We start from the raw sequence: 22,528 nt of genomic DNA, 5'->3' as shown, positions 1-22,528 counted from the left end.
GATTTCGACGCGTCTTCGCTGTGACCTACATCACAGCGGCAAGACGTCGAAGACCGGCGACCGCCTCCGAGGTACCGGCGAGCACTCACCAAGGAGGACAAGATGACCAACCAGCCGACCCCCGCGATGAAGGCCCTGGACCGCCTCGTCGGCACCTGGACCATCACCGGCGGCGCCGAGGGAACCGTACGGTACGAGTGGATGCCCGGCGGCTTCTTCCTGCTCCAGCACGTCGAGCTCACCCAGTACGGCCGGCAGGTCACCGGCATGGAGGTGATCGGCCACCTGCGCCCGTTCGGCGAGCCGGCCGGCGAGGACGTCGTGTCGCGCTTCTACGACGCCGAAGGCAACACCCTCGACTACGTGTACGAGCTCACCGGCGACAAGCTGACCATCTGGGGCGGCGCGAAGGGCAGCCCGGCGTACTTCGCGGGCACGTTCAGCGCCGACGACACCACCCTCACCGGCGAGTGGGTCTACCCGGGCGGAGGCGGCTACGCCTCGACCATGACCAGGAAGTAGTCGGACGGGTGCGGAGTTCCGCGCGAGGGCGCGGAACTCCGGCCCGGCTCAGCGCAGCCGGGCGGCGGCGTAGGCGGCCATGGCGTCGCGCACGTACGCGGCCAGCCCCTCGGCGATCCGCTCGTAGTTGGCTGCGAACCGCTCGTCGTCGGCCTGCATCCGCCCCAGATGCGCGTACTGCTCGGCGGTGGGCGTCCAGGACCGGCTCATCAGCCGGAAGGGGACGTCCAGCTCGGCGAGCACCGCGGGGTCGTCGGCCGGGGTGCCGGCGGCCATGAGCTCGGCCAGCCGGATCATGCCCGCCGTCGCCTCCTCCTGCATCCGGCCGAGCTCCTCCGGCGAGAGGCCGTCCAGCAGCTCCTGCTGCCCGGACTGCTCCCAATGCCCCGGCCACCGCTCGCGCGCCTCCGCGCCGTAGCGGGCGGCGTCGAATCCCTCGAACAGGTTCTCCGGCCTGCTGATTCTGGACATGCCGTGCTTCCCTTCTGTGTGTTCGAGCTCGGTGATGGTCCTGGCCACCATGCGCGCCATCGCGTCCAGGCGGTCGCGTTCCCGCAGGACGCGCTGGTGGTGTTCGCGCAGGGCGGCCAGGGGGTCGGTGTGCCGGTCGACGACCTCCTTGATCTCGGGGAGGCCGAGTCCGAGCTCCCGCAGCACGAGGATCTGCTGCAGGCGCAGCAGCTGCGCCTCCTCGTAGTGGCGGTAGCCGTTGTCGCCGACGCGGGCCGGGATCAGCAGCCCGATCGCGTGGTAGTGACGCAACGTCCTGGACGTCACGCCCGACATCCGCGCCACCTGTGCGATCGACCACGTCATGGCCCGCCCACCGTCCCGTCCCGTTCACCGAGCCGGATCTTCCGGCTCCCGCACGACGCTAGATATTGACGTAACGGCAGAGTCAAGCACGCCGCGGCCCGTACCGGGCGATCGTCGCTTGACGGCTTGCGGCTCCCGTAGGGGGAGCTGGCAGGGTGGCGGCATGGAGCGGTACTTCACGATCGGTGACCTGGCGCGCCGCACGGGGCTGACGGTCAAGACCATCCGGTTCTACGCCGACCGCGGCATCGTGCCGCCCACCTGCCGCAACGCGGCCGGCCACCGCCTGTACGACGACGTCGCCCTGGCCCGCCTGGAGCTCGTGCGCACGCTGCGCGAGCTCGGCATCGACCTGCCCACGATCCGCAAGGTCGTGACCCGGGAGGTGCCGCTGCCCGAGGTGGCCGCGGCGCACGCCGAGGCCGTGGCGGTGCAGATCCGGATCCTGCGGCTGCGGCATGCCGTCCTGACCACCATGGCCGAACGCGGCACCACCCCAGAGGAGATGGACGTGACCCACCACCAGGCCGAACGCCGGCACCTGATCCAGGACTTCCTCGACAGCGTGCTCGACGACCGGCACGCGGGCATCCGTACCACCATGACGCCCGAGCTGCCGGACGATCCCCGCCCCGACCAGCTCGCGGCCTGGACGGAGCTGACCGATCTCATCAGCGATCCCGGCTTCCGCACTCACCTGCGCACGATGGTGGCGCGGCTGGACTTCACGGTGCCGCCGCGCCCCGACCTGGGCGCCACCGTACGCATGCTCGTGGCCCCGGCCCTGAACCTCGCGCCCGACTCGCCCGAAGCCGACGACGTGGTGGCGGACCTGCGCGCCCTGGGACCGGCGGACGAGCTGCTGGCCAGGCTGGAGTTCATGAACGACCCTCGCCGCGACCGCTACTTCGAACTCCTCGCCACGATCAACGACTGGCCGCCGCCCGAACCGCTGACCCCCTCACTCACGTGGGCCGCCGAGGCCCTCCGCGCGTGAACCCCCTATCCGTCGGGATCCCATCGCCGCCACGAGCTGCGTGTTGCCGCAGTGCACGGCGGTCAGGTCGTACGGTGTTCGTCCGGGTCTGAGTCGTCGTGGCCGTGGAGCAAGGTCCAGCTCTCGTCGAACTTGCCCTGCAGCTCCAGCACGTCGGCGAGCCGGCCCCGCTGCGCACGGGTCTCGGGGTGGCCGGGGCCGTAGAACAGCTCGTAACCGTCGAACGCCTCGCGGTGCTCGGCCTCGGCCTCCTCCAGCAGGCCGAGCATCTGGAGGCTTTCGGCGAGGCTGATGCGGATCTCCAAAGCCGCCGTGTAGTCGGGGGCGGCGGCGAGGGCCGCACGGTACTGGCGTACGGCCTCTTCGAGGTCGCCGTTCATGTGCAGGGCGTGCGCGTAGTTCTGGCGGTCGGCCAAGGACGGTTCATCGGCTGCCAGGCGGTCTCGGTAGGAGGCGATGGCGGCGGGGAAGTCGCCGGACTCCAGCAGGGCGCTCCCGCGGTCGAGCGCCGAGGTGATCTCGACGGCCAGGCCGTCGTACAGTTTGTCGCCCGCCAGCCGGTACGCCTTCTCGCTGCAGGCCAGCGTCACGGGCAGGGCTGGGTAGGCGCTGCGGAACTCGTTCAGGGACGCCTTGAAGCGGCGCCGGCGTCTGGCCGGCAGGTCGTCGAACCCCCGCAGCAGGAGGGACAGCCGTCCGGAGGCGAGCCGGCGCAGCGTCGCGATCGGGTCGTCGCCGTGGGCGTCGCGGAGGCTGCGCAGAATCCACCGGGTGATGGACCGGTGGGGGCGGGCGGCGTCGAGGCCGAGGCGGATCTCGTATCCGGGCTGCCAGGTCGAGGCGTCGAGGATGACGGGCAGACGCTCGTCGTCCCATTCGGCGGCGGCCAGTTCGCCGAGGACGTCGGCCGCCTGGTTCGTCCCCGCGCCGTCGACGATCACCAGCCGGCCGTGCGCCGAGTGGGAGAGCTCGGCCAGGTCACGGGCGTTCCGCAGAGTGCGCTCGCCGTCTTTGAGCGGGTGTTCCAGCAGGTCCGCGCGCAGGCGAAGGAAGGCGTGGGGCACCCTGTGCCCGGCCGGCCGGGGCGGCGCCGCACGCAACGCCTCCATCGGCGGCTCCTCGAGCGGGGCGGGCGTGTGGACGCTGTCGTACGGGTCGAGCCCGGCGAGGTGGTCGAGCATCAGCACGTGCATGAACTGCCGGCGTCCTTGGACCCGGTTGACCAGCCCGTGGTGCTCCAGTTCGCGCAGGAAGGGGCGCAGGCGTACGGGGAGGATGCCGAGCCAGGCCAGGAGAAGCCGGTTCAGTGACGGACGCAGGAGGTAGCGCAGGCCGAGGCCGGCGAGAGCGGCGGGGACGCTCACGAGGACCGCCACCCCGAACGCCCCCAGCAGGAAGGACGGCAACGTCCGCAGCACGGGCGCGCCCGAAAGCGCGGCCGCGATCAGGACGGCGAGGCAACCGCCCACGTAGATCCAGACCGAGGACTTGACGGCGAGGTTGTCGGCCGCGTTGTTCGTGCCACTCGCCCTCTCCGAAAGGGGAGGGGCCAGGCAATAGAGCACCACCAGCACGGCGACGACCAGTCCGGTGTGGGCGGAGGCGGCGGCGAACTCGGCGCGCGGCACCGGGAAGAGCAGGACGCCGCCCGCGCCGGCGGCGCCGAGCAGGCCCAAGGCCGCACAGCGCATGGACCGGGTCCTGGCCGCGTAGTACGCGACGGGGCAGATCACCACGAGAACGGACAGGACGATGTAGAGCCGATTCCAGCCGGCCAGCTCCGCGGCCAGTGCCGCGCCCGCGCGCGTGAGCATCACGCCGAGCAGCACGCCGACCGCGACGGCGGCCGTCAGGGAGAGCACCCTGCGTGCCGGCCTGGCGCCGAGCACCTGCGGCGGCAGGCCGATCGAAGGTCCGGCGAGCATGCCGGGCATCACGGCGAGGAGCGCCGTGGCGCCGAACAGCACCGCGAGCACCCCGGTGGGCAGCAGGCCGAGCGGGCGCGCCAGCGGCAGCACGAGGCCGGTGACGAGCACGGCCGCCATCAGCGGTCCCATCACCAGGGACATCAAGGGGAAGACCACCGCGGGTTCGTTCGCCGCCGTCCGGTGCATGCGGCCGAGGTCACCGACGAACGTGCCGTCGGCACCTTTGGAGAGACGGGCGAGGTGGATGATCGCCCGCAAGGTGGTCGTCGGGTCGCGGCGGGCGCTGGACCGCCGCCTCTCCAGCACGTCGCAGACGTAGGCGTCCAGCAGCAGCCCTCTTCTCCGTGCCGGGCTGCCGACCAGCGCCGGCCCGGCTCCCGGCGCGTCCCGATACACGCGGTACGCGATCTGCAGCCACAGTGGTGAGTCGAGGAGCTCCCACAACCCCGGGTCCTTCTTCAGCGCCGCGCGCAGGCCCGGCGCCTGCGTGCCGAGGCCCTCGTGGACCTGTTCCCGGGTCAGCGGGGCGATGGTCACGGCGGCGCGCAGGCGTACCGGCTCGGGGAGGTCGCCGTAGTGCTCCTGGCGACAGGTGACGACCATCGGTAAGCGTTCGCCGTGCCGCGCCACGGCATCCAGGTGTTTGGCGCACTTGGCCCTGATGTCGGGACGCACCTCGTCCAGCCCGTCGAACAGCAGGGCGAGCCGGCCCAGAGCGATCCAGGCGCGCAGCCGGGACGGGGGCAGGCCGTACTGCTTGTTCAGGTACCACACGAGCCAGGAGCCGAGGTGGACGGGTTCGTCCTCACGCTTGGAGCGGCGTCTGCGGAGCGCGTCCCGCCAGCGCCGCCGGCGGCCCCACTCCGCCAGAGGCACCAGGACCGGGATGGGTTTGTCCTCTCCACCGGTTCTGGCGCGATGCAGGAGGTCTTCTGCGAGTTCGGCGAGCAGGGTCGACTTGCCCGCGCCCGGGGCGCCCAGCACCAGCAGCGACTGCCTGCCGTCGTCGTAGGCCCGCAACGCCGTGCGCGGGCCTGACGCTTCCGCTGCGTCGCCGACCGACTCGGGCGAGTCGTGCAAGGTGAACGGCAACGCGGGCAGGCCGCTGAGCCGCCGTACGTGCTCCTCGCGCAGCGCCTCCTCGACCTGGGCGATCAGGGCGGCGCGGTCGGCGGTGTAGGGGTTGGCGCGGAGTTCGTCTGCGTCCATGATGTCGACGAGGTCGCGGTAAGAGCGCCCGCCCCAGTCGTACGTGAGGGCCGTGCAGCCGGCCGAGAGCAGGACGCAGAGCACCAGGATCGGCCACAGCCACGGCGTCAGCGGCTCCAGCGCGCCCGGCAGCGGGTCACCTGTGACGAGGTTGACCACGATGCTGAGAGCCGCGCTCGCCGTCGCCCCGGCCGCGATGACGAGAAGCCTCTTCCGAGCGGGCATGCCCTCATCGTAAAGTTCGGGCCTCAGGATGTTCTTGGAACGCTGCAGAAGCGCTCGATCACTCCAGATCCGCCCAGCTCCAGACGGCGGCAGGGCTGCCGTCGGGTTCCCGCCCGAAGGCGAACCGCCGCTCGTGATCACCGATGGTGAGGAACGCGTCGAATCGCCCGCCGGCGGGGAGCCGTGCCGCCAGCGTGGTGATCTGGTCGTGCGCCCCGGCTTGCCGTAATTGGTCCAGCAAGAAGCTGACTGCGCTCGGGTCGTGCAGGGGCATGTACGCGGTGGCGCGTGCGGCCAGGGTCATGGCCTGGGTGGCGAGGTCCCTTGTCCACAGGTGGCTCAGGAGGTTGGCCACCGTGGTGGGGTCGTCGAGAGGTGCGGACGCGGCGACGCGGTCGGCCAGGACAGCGATCTGGGCGTCGGCTCCCAGCCGCCGCAGCGCGCCCAGGAGCTGGGTGACGAAGATCAATAGCCGGTAATCCTGATAGTCGAGGAGGGCGTGCGTGGCGGCGCGTTCCGCCAGGGTGATGGCCTGGGAGTCGAGATGGGCCTCCCGCAGACCGTCGAGGAGGTCGGCCACCCTGATGAGGTTGTCCAGGGGAGCGGTTGCGGCGATGTGGTCGGCCATAGCGGCGACCCGGGCTTCGGCCCCTGGTTGCCGCAGGCCGTCGAGCAGGGTGAGCACCGTTGACGAGCGGAGGGACGTTCGTACGGCGACGCGCTCAGCCAGCGCGGTCACCTGTTCAGCGCTGCTCAGCCGCCGCAGGCTGTCCAGGAGACTCGCCGGGTTGCCGAGATCTACGTGCGCCTCCATCCGCACCTGCTGGAGTACGTGCAGCAGGACGATCACCGCGTCCGGGTCGTCGCGGGCGGCAGGATCTAGGGTCAGTAGCGCGGCAATGTGATCGTGAGTCCCTGCCGATCGCGGCATGATCTTCGGCTCCACCGGCACGTCCGGGGCGTCGGGAGGGAGGTGGGCGGTGCGTGCGGCCAGGACGGTCGCTTGCATGTCACGCCCGATCCGGCGGAGGCAGTGCAGCAGGCCGGTCACCGCTTTCTGGTCGTCCAGGGACACGTGGCCGGCGGCGCGTTCTGCCAGAACGGTCGTCTCGGCCTCGTGGCCCGCTCGCTGCAGGCGGCTCAGCAGGCGGGCCACCGCCTTCGGGCTCTCCAGCGAGACGTGGGCCGCGGCGCGCGCGGCCAGGACGCCGACCTGAGCGCCCGCCCGCACCCCCAGCAACATGTCCAGCAGATAAGCCGCCGCGTTCGGGTTGTCGAGCACGGCGTGGGTGGCGGGGTCCCGGGCCAGTAGCGCGGTGACCGAGTCCTTGGCCTTCAACCGGCGCAGGGTGCTCAGAAGGCGGGCCACCGCGTTCGGGTTGTGGAGGGGAGCGTGGGCGGCGGCGCGTCCGGCCAGGACGGCGGTCTGGGTGTCGGCCCCCGCCTGCTGCATGGCGTCCAGCAACTCGGCCACCGCGTTCGGATCATGGACGGAGACGTGAGCGGCGGCGCGGCGGACCAGGACGACACCTTCGTCGTCGGCCCCCACCCCGCGCAGATCGCCCAGCAGTGCGGTCACCGCCTTCGGGTCGTCGAGGGCGGCGTGAGCGACGGCCCAGCTCGCCGGACGGTGGTCGCCGGGGTGCAGTGCGTGCAGGTGGGTGATCAATCGGGCGGCGGCGTCGGGGGCGCCGTGGGCGGTGGCGTGCTTGAACAGCTGGGCGGCGTCGCGGTAGAGGCCCCGGGCTCGGGCGGCATAGCCGAGTCTGGTCAGATCCTCGGGGCGGGCGTGGTGGGCGGCGGCTGACCAGAAGTCGATGGGCGGGATCTCCGTGGCGCGGTGTTGCCGGCCGTGCTGGTCCAGGTAGTCGGCGAGCCGGTAGAGCGGCGGCCCGGATGCGGGGGCGGCGGGGGTGCGCTGGTTGCGCGGGGGGCCGGTTTTGACGGGGGTGAGGATGCCGGGGATGCCGTTGCACGGGGTGGCGGCGTACTCGAGGGCCCGGTGCAGCCAGTCGTCGCCGGTCTGATCCCACTGGGTGTCGGTGAGGTAGCCGGGGGCGGCGTCGGCGAGCCAGGGCAGCGGCAGGTGCGAGCCGGCGCCGAGACGGGCGGCGTCCATAGCGGCCCAGATCAGCGCCTTCGTGGCAGGTGGGGCCTGCTCGTAGCGGTCCAGCAGGACCGGCACTCCCGCCAGGTATTGGGTGATCTGGCCGTCTCTGGCCCGCTCGGCGGCCTCGCCCAGGCGGGGATCGTCACCGGCCTGGCCGGCCAGGGCCTGAAGGTCCGCGTCGGTGAACGCGTCGGGCACGTGGATGTTGCGGCCCTTCAGCAGTTCTCTGGCCTGGGCGTGCGGGTCCTGCCCGGCGGCCGGGCGGGTGGTCAGGGCGTTCCAGTGCTCCGGCCACAAGGTGGCGAGCACCAGCAGCGGGGCCCGTACCGGGTCGCGCAGCAGCTCGCGCAGCCCGGCGGCGACCTCCTCGCCGGCGCCCGTGGGTGAGAGGTAGAACTGGGCCTCGTTGAGCCACACCACCGTGTACGGAGCCAGGTCGTGCAGCTCGGCCAGGGCGGCGTCGGGGCGGGTCGGGTCGATGGGATGCCACAGCCGCCATGGCCGGTCACCGTCCCTGAGCAGGGGGAGGGCTTCCCAGCAGGCCCGGGTCTTGCCGGTCGACGACCCGCCCACCAGCACCGCGACGCAACTCTCCCCGCCGGCGGCCCGCGCGACGACCTCGCGCAGCCGCCGGTCGTGGTCGCGCGGCACGTACGCCGGCAGCGGCGGCGCGCCGGGCACCGGCGAGTCGATCGCGTGGTGCACCTCGAGCCCGAACCTGAACGGGTCGCTCACCTCACCGAGCGGCCAGCCGGGCCGCATCGCCTCCAGCACCGCCCGGCCCTGCCCCGCGCGCACCGCCTCACTGATTCCCTCCGCGCGGCGGCGGGCCTCCTCCTGGTAGGCGCGCCGCCACCGCTGCTCGTCCAGCAGGGCGGCGGCAGCCGGGTCGCCGACCGGACCGGATTGGGCCCGTACGGCGTGGATCAGGCGCAACAGCGGATCGAGCTGCTGGGGGAACTGCTCGCCGCGCAGCCAGTTGCCGATCGTGGTCGGCTGCACGCCCGCGGCCCTGGCCAGCGCACGATCCGACGGCAGACGGCCCAGCCGGTTGACGCGATAGTCGGCCAGCTCGGCGATCAGCTCGCCGAAGTCGCCGGCCGCACCCGTCATGTGTCCCGTCCTCGCCATCGGCGACCACGTGTCCAACAGCCCTTTGGACACCCGGCCGGAACGGCCGATCCCTTGCCTCAACTGTAGGCCGGTGAGCAGCGCGTCCCGGCCGGGCGTGACCAATCTGCGACGTGACAGGTGCTGGACGGCCGGTTGGACGGCCAGCCTCGGTGGCAGTCACCGAGGGGAGCCTTCCGATGAACCTGGCGCAGCTTCTGTCCCTGCTGCTGGCGCTGTCCGTCTCGATCAACGTCGCCGTCACCGCGTACCTGGTCGCTCGCGCGGCCGGCCTGAGCAGCGCGCAGGCGGTCCTCACCGGCGCGGGCGCCGCGGCCACCGGCCTGGGGCTCTACTTCGCGGCCCTCGCGGCGTACGGCTGAAAGTTTCGGACAAGTTATTAAAGTTTCCCTCTGTTGCCGATCGCTCGGATTGCCTATTCTTCCGACCATACGGGTTTCGGGGCGGCCGTATATGGCGTGATCTGCGTGGGATACGAGTCAAGGAAGTAGGCCATGGTAACGAAATATTTCGGTCACTTACCGTGGTGAAGGGTGACACTGGGCTGCTGGTGCCGGATCTGCTCGCGCGTCGCGCCCAGGAGCAGCCCGAGAGCCCGGCGCTCGTGGTGGCCGAGGTAGGGACGCTCACGTTCGGCGCGTGGGACCGGCGCTCCAACGCGGTCGCCCACGCGTTGCTCGGACGCGGCCTGGCGGACGGGCAGCGGGTCGGGCTGGTGTTCGACGAGCGGGACTGGATCGACCTCGCCGTCGCCTGGTGCGGGGTGATGCGGGCGGGCTGCGTCGCCGTCCCGCTGTCCGCGCGGCTGGCTCCCGCCGAGGTGCGCCACGCGCTGACCGACTGCTCCGTGAGCGCCGTCCTGCACGGGCCAGGGATCGATCCGCCGGACGGAGGGGCGTGGCGGGCGACGTTGGCGGATCTGGAACCCGAAGGTCCGGCAAGCGGGCGGGACGCCGCACTGGCTCCGAAGGCGCTGGCGCAGATCATCTACACCTCCGGCACCACCGGCAAGGCCAAGGGGGTCGGTGCCACGCACGCCAACCTCGCCCACGGCCTGTCCGCCGACCCCAAGCGCCGCAGCCTCCTGCACTCCCGGCATTTCCTGCACGCCTTCCCCATCGGCAGCAACGCCGGCCAGACCATGCTCGTCAACTCCCTGGGCGCCCGCCCGGCCGCGCTGACCATGCCGCGCTTCACGCCCGCCCGCTTCGCCCGGCTGATCGAGTCGTACCGGGTGGGGACGGTCTTCGTGGTGCCCGCCATGGCCATCGAGCTGCTCAACGCCGGCGTCCATGAGCGGCATGACCTGTCGAGCGTGCGGCTGCTGGGATCCACCGCGGCGAGCCTGCCGCCCGCCGTCGCGGCCGGGATGGCGAAGGCGTTCCCGAAGGCGACGATCGTCAACTACTACACCTCGACCGAGGCGGCTCCGGCGCAGACCGTGATGATCGTGGACCCCACGCGGCCGGCCTCGGTGGGACGGCCCCACTCGGGCGGTGACCTCAAGATCGTCGGCCCGGACGGGCGGCCCGCGGAGACCGGGGAGCAGGGCGAGGTCTGGCTGCGTTCACCCGTCGGCACCCGCTCCTACTACCGCGACCGCGGGCTGAGCGAGACCGTCTTCCGCGACGGCTGGGTGCGCATGGGCGACGTCGGCTACCTCGACGCGGACGGCTACCTCTACCTCGTCGACCGCGAGAGCGACGTCATCAAGTCCGGCGCGCACAAGGTGTCCACGCTGCAGGTGGAGGCCGCGCTGTACGAGCATCCGTCGGTCGCCGAGGCCGCCGTGGTCGGGGTGCCGCATCCGGTGCTCGGCCGGGTCACCGCGGCCGCCGTCGTGACCAGGTCGCCGGTCAGCCTCGCCGACCTGCGGACGTTCCTGATGGACCGGCTGGCCAGGCACGAGCTGCCGAGCCGGCTGCTGTTCGTCTCCGAACTGCCGAAGAACCACCTCGGCAAGGTGGTGAAGTCGCGGCTGCTCGACATGCTCCGGCCAGACGCCACCTGACCACGATCACAGGAAGAACGCACATGACGCACTGCCAGGAGAGCGTGCCGGCCTCGTACGTCCAGCAGGACATGTGGGTCGGCGAGCGCATGGGGGCGGGAGCGGCGTACCACATGCCGCTCGCCCTGTGGTTCGACGGCGACCTCGACGTGCCCGCGCTGCTCGGCGCGTGCGAAGCGATGGCCGCCCGGCACCCGGTGCTCGCCACCGCCGTCGCGGAGAGCGGCGACGGGCTGCGGCTGGTTCCGGCCGCGGAGCCGTCCGTGACGGTCGCCGACCTCGATGATCCCGACCGGCTGATCAGGGAGGAGAGCGCGCGGCCGTTCGACCTGGAGAAGGGGCCGCTCGCCAGGTTCACGCTCGCGCCGGCGGGCGAGGGGCGGCATCTGCTGCTGTTCGTCGCCCACCACCTGGTCTTCGACGGTATTTCCAAGGACATCCTGGTACGCGACCTCGCCGCGGCCTACAGATCCGAATCCCTGAGGCCGTTGCCGTTCACCTGGCAGGAGCCCGGTGAGGACGTGCTGGCGGCGGCACGGGAGTTCTGGGCGGGACGCGAGCCGGCCGAGATCGTGCTGCCGGGGCAGCGGCGTACCGAGAGAAGACACGGCCCCGGCGAGCAGATCGACGCCGGGCTCGACCACGAGCTGACCCGCTCCGCGAGGAAGGCCGCGGCGGCGACCGGCGCATCGACCTTCGAGGTGCTGCTGGCCGGCGTGCACGCGCTGCTGTTCAGGTACGGCACGGAGAACGTGGCGGTCGCCGTCGACGTCACCACCCGCGGCCCTGAGACCCGCGACCACATCGGCGCGTTCGTCAACGAGCTGCCCGTGCTGACCCGGCCGGAGCCGGGGCGGACCTTCCGCGCGTTCGTCAGCGGGCTGCGGGACGAGCTGCGCGCGGTGTACCGGTTCCGCGCGGCGCCGCCGAGGCGAGCGGCACTTCCCGTGTCGATCAGTTACCGCAGGCAGGAGCCCGACCCGGTCTTCCCCGGCCTGAAGGTCACCGTGGATCGCATGATGTTCGCGGGCGGCGCGCGGAACCCGCTGCACCTGCAGATCGTGGACGGCCCCGGCGGGCTGGCCCTGTGCGTGCGCTACGACCCGGCGGCCGTGGACCGCGACGTCGCGGCCCGCTTCGCCGACGGCCTGCGTACCCTGCTGGGACACGCCGCCGACGATCCCGGCACGTGCCTGAGCGACCTGGACGTCATGCCGGCGGCGCAGGCACGGCGGATGCTCGTCGAGTGGAACGACACCGCGGTCGCCTACCCCGCCGAGGCGACGTTGCCGAGCCTGCTCGCCGAGCAGGTGCGGACGCGTCCCGGCGCGTCCGCCGTCACGTTCGGGGACAGGACGCTGACGTATGCGGAGCTGGACGGGGCGGCCGGGCGGCTGGCCGCCCGGATCAGGCAGGCCGGGGTCGGGCGTGGCGAGCTGGTCGCCGTGCACCTGCGGCGCTCCGGCCTGCTCCTGGTGAGCCTGCTCGCCGTGCACAAGGCGGGGGCCGCGTACCTGCCGCTCGACCCCGACCACCCGGCGGAACGGCTCGCCATGATCGTGGACGACGCCCGCCCCCGGCTGGTGCTGTCCGAGACGGACGCGCCGTCCTGGCCGGTGCTCCTGGTGGATCGCGCGTCCCTGGAGGCAGGGGAGCAGCTCGCGGAGCCGGTACGCCCCGGCGACCCGGCCTACGTGATCTACACCTCGGGCTCGACGGGCCGGCCCAAGGGCGTCGAGGTCGACCACGGCAACCTGGCCAACCTGCTGCTCGCCATGCGCGACCGGCTCGGGTCGGGACCCGGCGACGCCTGGCTCGCGCTCACCTCGCCCGCCTTCGACATCAGCGCACTGGAGCTGTACCTGCCGCTGATCACCGGCGGCCGGGTCGTCGTCGCGCCGCACGGCGCGGTACGGCAGCCGGAGGCGCTGGCCCGGCTGGTCGCCGAACAAGGCGTCACGCACGTCCAGGCCACGCCGTCGGTGTGGCGGCTGCTGCTGCCCGGCGGCCTGGCCGGGGTGACCGCGCTGGCCGGGGGAGAGGCGCTGCCGCCCCGGCTCGCGCAGGAGTTACGCGAGCGCTGCGACCGCGTCGTCAACGTCTACGGCCCCACCGAGACCACCATCTGGAGCACGTACGGCGAGCCGGGCGACGGCGAACCGGTCACCATCGGCCGGCCCCTCGCCAACACCCGGATCTACCTGCTCGACGAGCAGCTGCGGCCGGTTCCCCAGGGCGTCGCGGGCGAGTTGTGCATCGCCGGGGCCGGGGTGGCGCGCGGCTACCGGGACAGGCCGGCGCTCACGGCGGATCGTTTCGTCCCCGACCCCTTCGGCCCTCCAGGGGCACGGCTCTACCGCACCGGTGACCTGGCCCGCTACCGGGACGACGGCGAGATCGAATTCCTCGGCCGCAGGGACGGGCAGGTCAAGCTGCTCGGCCACCGGGTCGAGCTGGGCGAGATCGAGGCCCAGCTGCTGGAGCATCCCCAGGTGGGCGAGGCGGCGGTGGTCGTCCGTGGCGAGGGAACGGACGACCACCGCCTGATCGCCTACGTCGTCCCCGCCCAAGGCGAACCCGACGCCGGCGATCTGGCCGCCCACCTGGCCAGGACGCTGCCCGCCGCCACGCTGCCGAGCGCGTACGTCGTGCTGGACGCCCTCCCGCTCAACCCGATCGGCAAGCTGGACCGCGCCGCGCTCCCCGAGCCGCCGCAGAAGGCCGCGGCTCCGCGCTCCGAGGGCGGGGCGCTGGCCGAGGAGGTGCGGCGGATCTGGTGCGAGGTGCTGGAGCTGGACGACGTCGGCACCGACGACGACCTGTTCGACCTCGGCGGCCACTCGCTCACCATCACCCAGATCTCGGCCAGGATCAGGGAGAGCCTGGGCGTGGACGTGTCGCTGGATGCCTTCTTCGACGATCCGACCATCCAGGGGGTCGTCGAGGAGATCGTCCGGCTGCAGGGGGACGGCCCGTCGGCGGAGATCGAGCCGCGTCCCGAGGGGGTGGTCCCGCCGCTGTCGTTCGTCCAGGAACGGCTGTGGTTCCTGCAGAAGTTCGACCCGGACGACGCCTCGTACAACATGTATCTGGTGCTGCGGCTGCGGGGCGAGCTGGACACCGGCGCGCTGCAGGAGGCGCTGGACGCGGTGGTGGCCAGGCACGAGAGCCTGCGCACGTCGTTCGCCGACGTGGACGGCGCGCCGACCACGGTCATCCACCCGCCCGGCCCCGTCACCGTCGAGCGCATCGACCTGGCGGGCGCGCCCGGCGCGGAATCCGAGGCGCTGCGGCTCGTCGCCGAGCGCACCAACGCGCCGTTCGACCTGGCAGGGGCGCCGCCCCTGCGGATCAGCCTGCTCAGGCTCGGGCCCGATGATCACGTGCTCTGCTTCGTGCTGCACCACCTCATCGCGGACGGGACGTCGCTCGGGATCCTGTTCGACGACCTGTTCGCCCTCTACCAGGACAGGGACGCGGAGCTCACGCCGCTGAGGATCCAGTACGGCGACGTCGCCCTGTGGCAGCGGGACCAGGACTCCGAGGAGTCGCTGGCCTACTGGCGCGACCAGCTCGCCGACCCGCCCGTGCTGGACCTGCCCGCCGACCTGCCCGCCGGCCAGGCAGGAGGCGAGCGGCCCGAGGGCGCGTTCCACACCTTCACGGTGCCAGCAGAGCTGGTGTCCCGGCTGGAACGGGTCGCGCAGGAGCACAACGCGTCGCTGTTCATGGTGCTGGCCGCCGCCTACCAGGTGCTGCTGGCCCGGCACACCGGGCAGGACGACATCCTGGTCGGCACCCCATGGGCGACCAGGGACCGGATGGAGCTGGAGCCGGTCATCGGCTACCTCACCGACACGCTGGTCCTGCGCGGCGACCTGTCAGGGGATCCGCTCTTCGCCGACCTGCTCGACGCGACCCGGCGTACGGTGCTGGACGCGCACGCCCACAGGACCGTCCCCTTCGAACGGCTCATCGGCGAGCTGGGCGTGCCTCGCGACCTGCACCGCAACCCGCTGCTCAGCACCATGATCATCCTGCACAGCCAGGCGGGGGAGGGGACTCCGCCCGAGCGGGTCGGCGACCTCGGGGTGGAGCTGTTCGACGGCGGGTATCGGCAGGCCAAGTTCGAGCTGTCGCTGGAGACGTGGCGCAACGAGCGAGGGCTGCTCGCGGTGTTCGGGTACGACGTCACCCGGTACCGGGCGGACACCGTGGAAGGGCTGGCCGCCCGGTTCGAGACGCTGCTCCAGGGCATCGCGGACGCCCCCGAGACCCCGATCTCCCGGTTGCCCCTGCTGACGGACGCCGACACGGCCGTGCTCGCGGCGTCAGGATCGGCCGCCCCGAGCGAGGGAGAGAGCGTGCCCGCGCTCGTCCGGCGGGCCGTCGCCGCGCACCCCGACGCCACGGCGCTGCTGTGGGGCGGAGAGGCGATGAGCTACGCGCAGCTCGACGCCAAGGTGGCGCGGCTCGCGGCGGCCCTGCGGCGGCGCGGCGTCGCGGGCGGGTGCGTGGTCGGCGTCTGCCTGGAGCGGTCGGCCGAGGCCGTCGTGGCGCTGCTGGCCGTGTGGCGGGCCGGGGGCGCGTACCTGCCGCTCGACCCCGCCTACCCCGACGAGCGGCTCGCGTTCCTGATCGAGGACAGCGCCGCCCGGCTGGTGGTGACCGACGCCGGGCTCGCGTCGCGGTTGCCGGGGGAGACGGTCGTGCTCGTCGCCGATGACGAGGCAGGGCCCGGAGATCCCCGCTGGTACGGCGACTGGGACCCGGTCGAGCCGGACGATCCCGCGTACGTGATCTACACCTCGGGATCGACGGGCCGGCCGAAGGGGGTGCTGGTCGAGCACGGCAGCCTGGCGGGGCGGGTGCGGTGGATGCGCGAGTCGTACGGGATCGGGCCGGACGACCGGGTCCCGCAGTTCGCCTCACTCAGCTTCGACGCCCACGCCGAGGAGCTGTACCCGGCGCTGACGGCGGGCGCGGCCGTGCTGCTCCTGCCCGACGGCGCCGCGTCGCTGCCCGACGTGCTGCGCACACCGGCCGGCCGGCAGGTGACCGTGCTGGACCTGCCGACCGCCTACTGGCACCGGCTCACCGAGGCGCTCGACGACGTCACCTGGCCGGAGCCGCTGCGGCTGGTGATCCTCGGTGGCGAGCAGGTGCACGCGGCGGCGGTGGCCAGGTGGCGGGAGCGGTTCGGCGACCGGGTACGCCTGGTCAACACCTACGGGCCGACCGAGGCCACCGTCATCGCCACGGCCGCCGACCTCGGCTCGGCCGACACCGTGGGCCGCCCGCCCATCGGCCGGCCGATCGGCGGCACGACCGCGCACGTCCTCGGCCCGTACGGCGAACCGGTGCCGCCCGGCTTCCCCGGCGAGCTGTGCCTGGGCGGGGCGGGGCTGGCGCGGGGCTACCTGGGACGCCCGGCGCTGACGGCCGACCGGTTCGTCCCGGATCCTTATGGCCCGCCGGGCTCCCGGCTGTACCGGACCGGCGACCGGGTGCGGTGGCGGCGGGACGGGACGCTGGAGTTCCTGGGCCGGTTCGACACCCAGGTGAAGGTGCGCGGCTTCCGGGTGGAGCCGGGCGAGGTGGAGGCCGCCCTGCTGGCTCAGCCGGGTGTCCGGCAGGCGGTGGTGACGGCGGACGGGGAGCGGCTGGCCGCGTACGTGGTCGGCCCGGCTGAACCGGACGAGCTGCGGGGGCGCCTGGCCGCGGCCCTGCCGGCGCATCTCGTGCCCACGGCCTGGGTGAGCCTGCCGGCGCTGCCGCTCACGATCACCGGCAAGGTGGACGTGGCGGCCCTGCCCGCGCCCGAGCCAGGACCCGCCGCCGAGTTCGTGGCCCCGTGCACGGACGCCGAAGTGCTCGTGGCCGAGGTCTGGAGTGAGCTGCTCGGCCTCGAGACGGTCGGGGTCCACGACGACTTCTTCGCCCTGGGCGGGCACTCCCTGCTCGCCACCCGGGTCGCGGCGCTTTTGCGCAACGCGGTCGAGACGGAGGTGCCGATCCGCACGGTGTTCGACCACCCGACCGTCGCCGGGCTCGCGACCGCCGTCGAGCGGCTGGTGATCGAGCAGCTCTCGGCGCTCACCGACGCCGAGGCCGCGGAACTGCTGGAGGTGGGGGAGTGACGGGCTCGAACGAGCTGTCGGCGGCCAAACAGGCGTTGCTGGCGCAGCGGCTGCGACGCGGGGCGGCGCCACGCCGTACCATCCCCGCGCGCCCCGGCGGCGAGCCGCCGCCGCTGTCGCACGCGCAGGAGCGGCTGTGGTTCCTGGAGCAGTTCGCGCCGGGCACCGCCCAGCTCACCATCCCGATCAGGCTGCGGCTGCGCGGCCCGCTCGACGCCGGAGCCCTGGCCGCCGCGCTGGACGCCGTCGTGGCCGGGCACGACGCGCTGCGCATGCGCTTCCCCGCCACCGAGGACGGCCGCCCGCGCGTGCTGCTCGCCGCGGACGCCACGCTCCCCCTGACCGTCCGCGACGCGCCGGACGAGGCCGCCGCCAAGGAGCAGGCAGAACGGTTCCTGGCGGTGCCGTTCGACCTGGCGGCGGGGCCCATCGCACGGGCGCTGCTGATCAGGCTGGGCGACGACGACCACGTGCTGGTGATCGCGGTGCACCACATCGCCGCCGACGGCTGGTCGGCCGACGTGCTGCTGCGCGAGGTCTTCGCCCGCTACGACGGCCGCACACCGCCCGCCCCGCAGGTCGGGTACGCCGACTACGCCGCCTGGCAGCGCGGCCTGCCCCCGTCCGAGCGCGACCTGGACTTCTGGCGCGACAGGCTGGCCGGCCTGGAACTGCTGGACCTGCCGGCGGACCGGCCACGCCCGCCCGAGCGCACCTACACCGGCGCCGCGCACCCGTTCACCTTGAACCCCGAGGCGGCCGCCGGGCTGGCCGGGCTCGGGCGCGCGCACCGGGCCACGCCGTACATGGTCATGCTGGCCGCGCTCGCCGCGCTGCTCGGCCGGTACGCGGGCGCCGAGGACGTCGCCGTGGGATCGCCCGTGGCCGGCCGCCAGGTCCCCGAGCTGGACGGCGTGATCGGCTGCTTCGTGAACATGCTCACCATGCGGGTGGACCTGACCGGCGACCCGACGTTCGCCCAGCTGATCGGCCGGGTGCGCGACCTCGTCCTGGACGCCTTCGCCCACCAGGACCTGCCGTTCGAGCAGCTCGTCTCCGAGCTGGACGTGCCGCGTGACGTGTCCAGGTCACCGCTGTTCGGCGTCATGTTCGCGATGCAGAACTACCGCCACGAGGCCATCGACCCGCCCGCCGGGCTGACCGTCGCCGACTTTCCCGTGGACGCCTGGGCCACCCGGTACGACCTGGAGCTGTACGCCGGCGACGACTCGGGCGGCATGTTCGTCTACAACACCGACCTGTTCGAGCCGGGCACCATCGAACGCCTCGCCGGCCACCTGTGCACGCTGCTGGAGCGGGTCGCGGCCGACCCCGGCACCCCGCTCTCCCACATCGACCTGCTCACCGAGGACGAACGCCGCCAGGTCCTGCACACCTGGAACGACACCGCCACGGACTTCCCTGGCCCCGCCACCCTGCACGGCCCCATCGAGGCCCGTGCGGCCCGCACCCCCGACGCGGTCGCGGTGCGCTTCGAAGGGCGGTCACTGACGTACGGCGAGCTGGACGCCGCGGCGGACCGGATCGCCCGCACGCTGCGCGACCTCGGCGCGGGCCCCGGGACGGTGGTCGCCGTGTGCGCGGAACGCTCGCTGGAGCTGCTGCCCGGCCTGCTCGGCGTGCTCAAGGCGGGCGCCGCGTACCTGCCGATCGACCCCGAATATCCGCCGGACCGGGTGGCGTTCATGCTGGCGGACGCCGCACCGGCCGTGCTGCTCACCCAGCGGAGCATCCGCCCCGACCTGCCGGACACCGGCGCGACCGTCCTCGACCTGGACGACCCCGACGTCTGGACCGGCGCGGAAGGCCCGCTGCCCGACGTGCTGCCCGACGTGCGGCCCGATGACGTCGCCTACGTCATCTACACCTCCGGCTCCACCGGCCGCCCCAAGGGCGTGCCGAACACCCACGGCGCCATCGCCAACCGGCTCGACTGGATGCAGGACCGCTTCCGGCTCGGAGACGCGGACGTCGTGGCGCAGAAGACGCCGCTCAGCTTCGACGTGTCGGTGTGGGAGCTGTTCTGGCCGCTGCGCTGCGGCGCCAGGCTGGTGCTCGCGACGCCGGGCGGCCACAAGGACGCCGCGTACCTGCGCAAGCTGATCACCACGGAAGGCGTGACCACCGCGCATTTCGTCCCGTCGATGCTGGCCGTCTTCCTCGCCGAGAACGGCGGCGCGGGCTGCGGCTCGCTGCGGCGGGTGATCTGCTCGGGCGAGGAGCTGCCCGCCGACCTGGCCCGCCGCTGCGTCGCCACGCTCCCCGCCGCCGAGCTGCACAACCTGTACGGCCCCACCGAGGCGGCCGTGGACGTCTCCGCCTGGCACTGCAGGCCCGGAACGCTCGCCTCGGCGGCCCGCGTCCCGATCGGCACCCCCATCGCCAACACCACCCTGTACGTCCTGGACGCCGCCATGTCGCCGGTGCCGACCGGGGTGTCCGGCGAGCTGTTCATCGGCGGCGCCGGCCTGGCCAGGGGCTACCTCAACCGTCCCGCGCTCACCGCCGAGCGGTTCGTGCCCGACCCGTACGGGCCGCCTGGCTCGCGCCTCTACCGCACCGGCGACCTGGTCAGGCGCCGCCCCGACGGGGTGCTGGAGTTCCTCGGCCGGCTGGACTCCCAGGTCAAGCTACGCGGCCTGCGCATCGAGCCGGGCGAGATCGAGGCCGCGCTGCGCGCGTTGCCCGCCGTCGGGGACGCCGCCGTGATTGTCCGCGACGACCGCCTGGTCGCGTACGTCACCCCCGGCACAGGCGACGCTCCGGACCAGGCGCTCGACCAGGCGCTCGACCAGGCCCTCGACCAGGCCCTCGACCACGGCGCACTCCGCGCGGAGCTGAAGCGGACGCTGCCCGACTACATGGTCCCCGCGAGCTACGTCACGCTCGCCGCCCTGCCGCTGAGCCCCAACGGCAAGCTGGACCGCCGCCGCCTGCCCGCACCGGTGGCGACCAGGGACGCCACGGTCGAGTTCATCGCGCCCGGCACCCCCACGGAACGCACGCTCGCCGCCATCTGGGGCGAGCTGCTGGGCGTCGAGGCGGTCGGCGTGGACGACGACTTCTTCGACCTCGGCGGCCACTCCCTGCTCGCGACCCAGGTGGTGGCCAGGTTGCGCCAGGAGGCGGGCGCCGTCGTCAGCGTCATGGACGTCTTCAAGCACCGCACCGTCCGCGAGCTGGCCGCGCTCGCCGACACCCCGCAGGACCGGCGCGGCCCCCGCGCGCTGCTGCACCGGCTGACCGCCGCGGGCAGCACCAGCCCGGTCCTCAGCTACGTGAGCGTCCCGTACGGAGGCGGCAGCGCCGTCGTCTACCAGCCGCTCGCCGACGCCCTGCCGGACGGGCACGCGCTCTGGTCGGTCGCGATCCCCGGTCACGACGTGGGCATGGACGAGGACAGGCTGCCGTTCGACGAGCTGGCGGCCGGGTGCGTGCGCGAGATCCTGGAGAAGGTCGAGGGCCCGATCGTCCTGTACGGGCACTGCGGCGTGGGCTCGGCGCTGACCGTGGAGATCGCCCGCCGGCTCGAGGCCGCCGGACGCGAACTCGACGGCGTCTACATCGGCGGCATCTTTCCCTTCGCCCGCCCGCGCGGCCGGGTCATGTCGCGCATCGCCAAGATCGCGGAGGCCGAGCGGCTGCGCAGCGACCAGCGCTACGTCAACTGGCTGATCTCACAGGGCGTGGACATGAGCGACCTCGACCCCGCGCAGGCCCGCCGCATCGTACGCAACATGCGCCGCGACTCGCGGGAGGCCGAGGACTACTACACCCGGCTGTTCGAGTCCGGCACGCAGCGGCTGCGCGCTCCCGTGATCAGCGTCGTGGGGACCGAGGATCCGGCGACGGACTACTACCAGGAACGCTTCCGCGAATGGCACTTCCTCACCTCGGCGTCGGCGGTGGTCGTGCTCGCCGAGGCAGGCCACTTTTTCCTGAAATATCGGGCACAAGAACTCGCCGAGATCGTCACCGTCGTCCACCGGAACCTGGAGGAACCGGAACCGGAACCGGCGCGAAGCGGTGGCCGTACCTGGTGGTTGCACGACGTGTCGCACGCCGACACGATGCCCGCACCGACCGGCGTCAGGCCCGGCATCCCGCGCTTTCTCGCCGTCGCGCTCAGCCAGCTCGTCTCCATGACGGGCTCGGCGCTGACGGAGTTCGCCGTCCCCCTCTGGATCTACACGACGACCGGGTCGGTGGCGAAGTTCGCGCTGATGGCGGTCGTCGGCCTGGTGCCGGGCATGCTGGTCGCGCCGGTCGCCGGCGCGATCATCGACAGGACGAGCCGCCGCCGGGTGATGCTGGCCGGAGACGCCGCCGCGTTCACGATCCAGCTCGCGTTCGGCGTGCTGCTCTGGACGGGGAACCTGTCCGTCGAGATGATCTACCCGCTGCTCGGCTGTCTGTCCGTCGCGCTCACCTTCCAGCGCCTGGCGTACTTCTCGGCCGTCCCGCAGCTCGTCCCCAAGCACTACCTCGGGCACGCGGTCGGCATCACGCAGCTCGGCACCGGCACCGCCCAGCTCCTGGTGCCCATCTTCGCCGTCGGCCTGATGTCGGCGATCGGGCTCGGCGGCATCCTCCTGCTCGACATCGCCGGCTACGCGGTCGCCATCGCCGTCCTGCTGGCGGTGCGCTTCCCCGACAGCATGCCCTGGCGGCGCCGCGAGTCGATCAAGAACGAGATCCTCGGCGGCCTGCGCTACTCGCTCGGCCACCGCGGGTTCGTCGCCATGCTGCTGTTCTTCGTCGTGCTGAACGTGTTCCTCGCGCCGCTGCTGCTGATGTTCTCGCCGCTGGTGCTGGCCTTCGCCGAGCTGGCCGACGTCGGGAGGATCTCCTTCCTGGCCGGCGTCGGGACGTTCGCGGGCGCGCTCGTCATGGTCGTCTGGGGCGGCCCGCGCCGGCTGCGCCTGCGCGGCGTGCTGCTGTGCAGCCTCGTGCTCGGCTGCTTCTGCCTGCTCACCGGCCTGCGCGCCGACCTGGCCGTGATCGCCGTCGGCGTGTGCGGCATCACGCTCTGGATCACCCTGCTGAACGGCATCTACACCACGATCGTGCAGGTCAAGGTGCCGCAGCGGTTCCACGGCCGGGTGTTCGCGATGAACACGCTCATCGCCTGGTCCACGCTGCCCATCGGCTACGGGCTCGTCGCGCCGTACGCCGCCGCGCTGCTCGACCCGCTGCTGCTGGACGGCGGCGCGCTCGCCTCGACGGTCGGCGCGGTCATCGGCGTCGGCCCAGGCCGCGGCATCGGCCTCATGTACGTGCTCTTCGGCCTCGCCATCCTGGCGATCACGCTGGCCGCCATGAGGGTCCCGGCGCTGGCCCGCTTCGACCACGAGGTTCCCGACGCCGTCGCCGACGACCTGGTCGGCGTACAAGCCCTGCGACAGAAGGAGGAATGAC

The 22,528-nt window shown here is 72.8% G+C and carries 9 protein-coding genes; 6 read left to right on the top strand and 3 right to left on the bottom strand.

The annotated features are described in order from the left end of the window. Nucleotides 1–102 precede the first annotated feature (102 nt). Complete coding sequence (locus AB0K12_RS39365; RefSeq protein ID WP_364572729.1) at nucleotides 103–522, top strand: hypothetical protein; 420 nt, start codon at nucleotides 103–105, stop codon at nucleotides 520–522. A gap of 48 nt (nucleotides 523–570) precedes the next feature. On the opposite strand, the gene AB0K12_RS39360 is transcribed toward AB0K12_RS39365, so the two are convergent. Then, nucleotides 571–1,338 carry a MerR family transcriptional regulator gene (locus AB0K12_RS39360; protein ID WP_364572727.1) on the bottom strand — a complete coding sequence of 256 codons (768 nt, stop codon included), beginning with the start codon at nucleotides 1,336–1,338 and terminating at the stop codon, nucleotides 571–573. A gap of 163 nt (nucleotides 1,339–1,501) precedes the next feature. Here AB0K12_RS39360 and AB0K12_RS39355 point away from each other — a divergent pair, with 163 nt between their 5' ends. After that, nucleotides 1,502–2,335: a MerR family transcriptional regulator gene (locus AB0K12_RS39355; protein ID WP_364572725.1), complete on the top strand. Its 834-nt coding sequence runs from the start codon at nucleotides 1,502–1,504 to the stop codon at nucleotides 2,333–2,335. A gap of 62 nt (nucleotides 2,336–2,397) precedes the next feature. Here AB0K12_RS39355 and AB0K12_RS39350 read toward each other — a convergent pair whose 3' ends face one another. Next, on the bottom strand, nucleotides 2,398–5,697 hold the full coding sequence (locus AB0K12_RS39350) for a tetratricopeptide repeat protein (RefSeq protein WP_364572723.1): 3,300 nt from the start codon (nucleotides 5,695–5,697) through the stop codon (nucleotides 2,398–2,400). A gap of 58 nt (nucleotides 5,698–5,755) precedes the next feature. Further along, a complete protein-coding gene (locus tag AB0K12_RS39345; protein WP_364572721.1) occupies nucleotides 5,756–8,920 on the bottom strand; it encodes a hypothetical protein in 3,165 nt (1,054 codons plus the stop codon). A 197-nt stretch (nucleotides 8,921–9,117) separates the two neighbouring features. Here AB0K12_RS39345 and AB0K12_RS39340 point away from each other — a divergent pair, with 197 nt between their 5' ends. The 4 genes from AB0K12_RS39340 (at nucleotide 9,118) to AB0K12_RS39325 (ending at nucleotide 22,527) form a co-directional block, all read left to right on the top strand. Further along, nucleotides 9,118–9,300, top strand: a complete 183-nt coding sequence (locus tag AB0K12_RS39340; protein WP_355425106.1) for a hypothetical protein — start codon at nucleotides 9,118–9,120, stop codon at nucleotides 9,298–9,300. 164 nt (nucleotides 9,301–9,464) lie between these two features. After that, the gene (locus AB0K12_RS39335; RefSeq protein WP_364572718.1) at nucleotides 9,465–10,949 is read left to right on the top strand and encodes an AMP-binding protein; all 1,485 of its coding nucleotides are present in this window, start codon (nucleotides 9,465–9,467) and stop codon (nucleotides 10,947–10,949) included. A 23-nt stretch (nucleotides 10,950–10,972) separates the two neighbouring features. Continuing rightward, nucleotides 10,973–17,089: an amino acid adenylation domain-containing protein gene (locus AB0K12_RS39330; RefSeq protein ID WP_364572716.1), complete on the top strand. Its 6,117-nt coding sequence runs from the start codon at nucleotides 10,973–10,975 to the stop codon at nucleotides 17,087–17,089. Beyond that, complete coding sequence (locus tag AB0K12_RS39325) at nucleotides 17,086–22,527, top strand: amino acid adenylation domain-containing protein (protein ID WP_364572714.1); 5,442 nt, start codon at nucleotides 17,086–17,088, stop codon at nucleotides 22,525–22,527. The genes AB0K12_RS39330 and AB0K12_RS39325 overlap by 4 nt, the downstream gene beginning before the upstream one ends. Nucleotide 22,528: the final 1 nt, after the last annotated feature.

It is taken from the genome of Nonomuraea sp. NPDC049419 (assembly GCF_040676995.1).
GTDB classification, from domain to species: Bacteria; Actinomycetota; Actinomycetes; order Streptosporangiales; family Streptosporangiaceae; genus Nonomuraea; species Nonomuraea salmonea.
The sequence above is the reverse complement of the archived record's forward strand: the minus strand, read 5'-3'. Positions and strand labels throughout refer to the sequence as shown.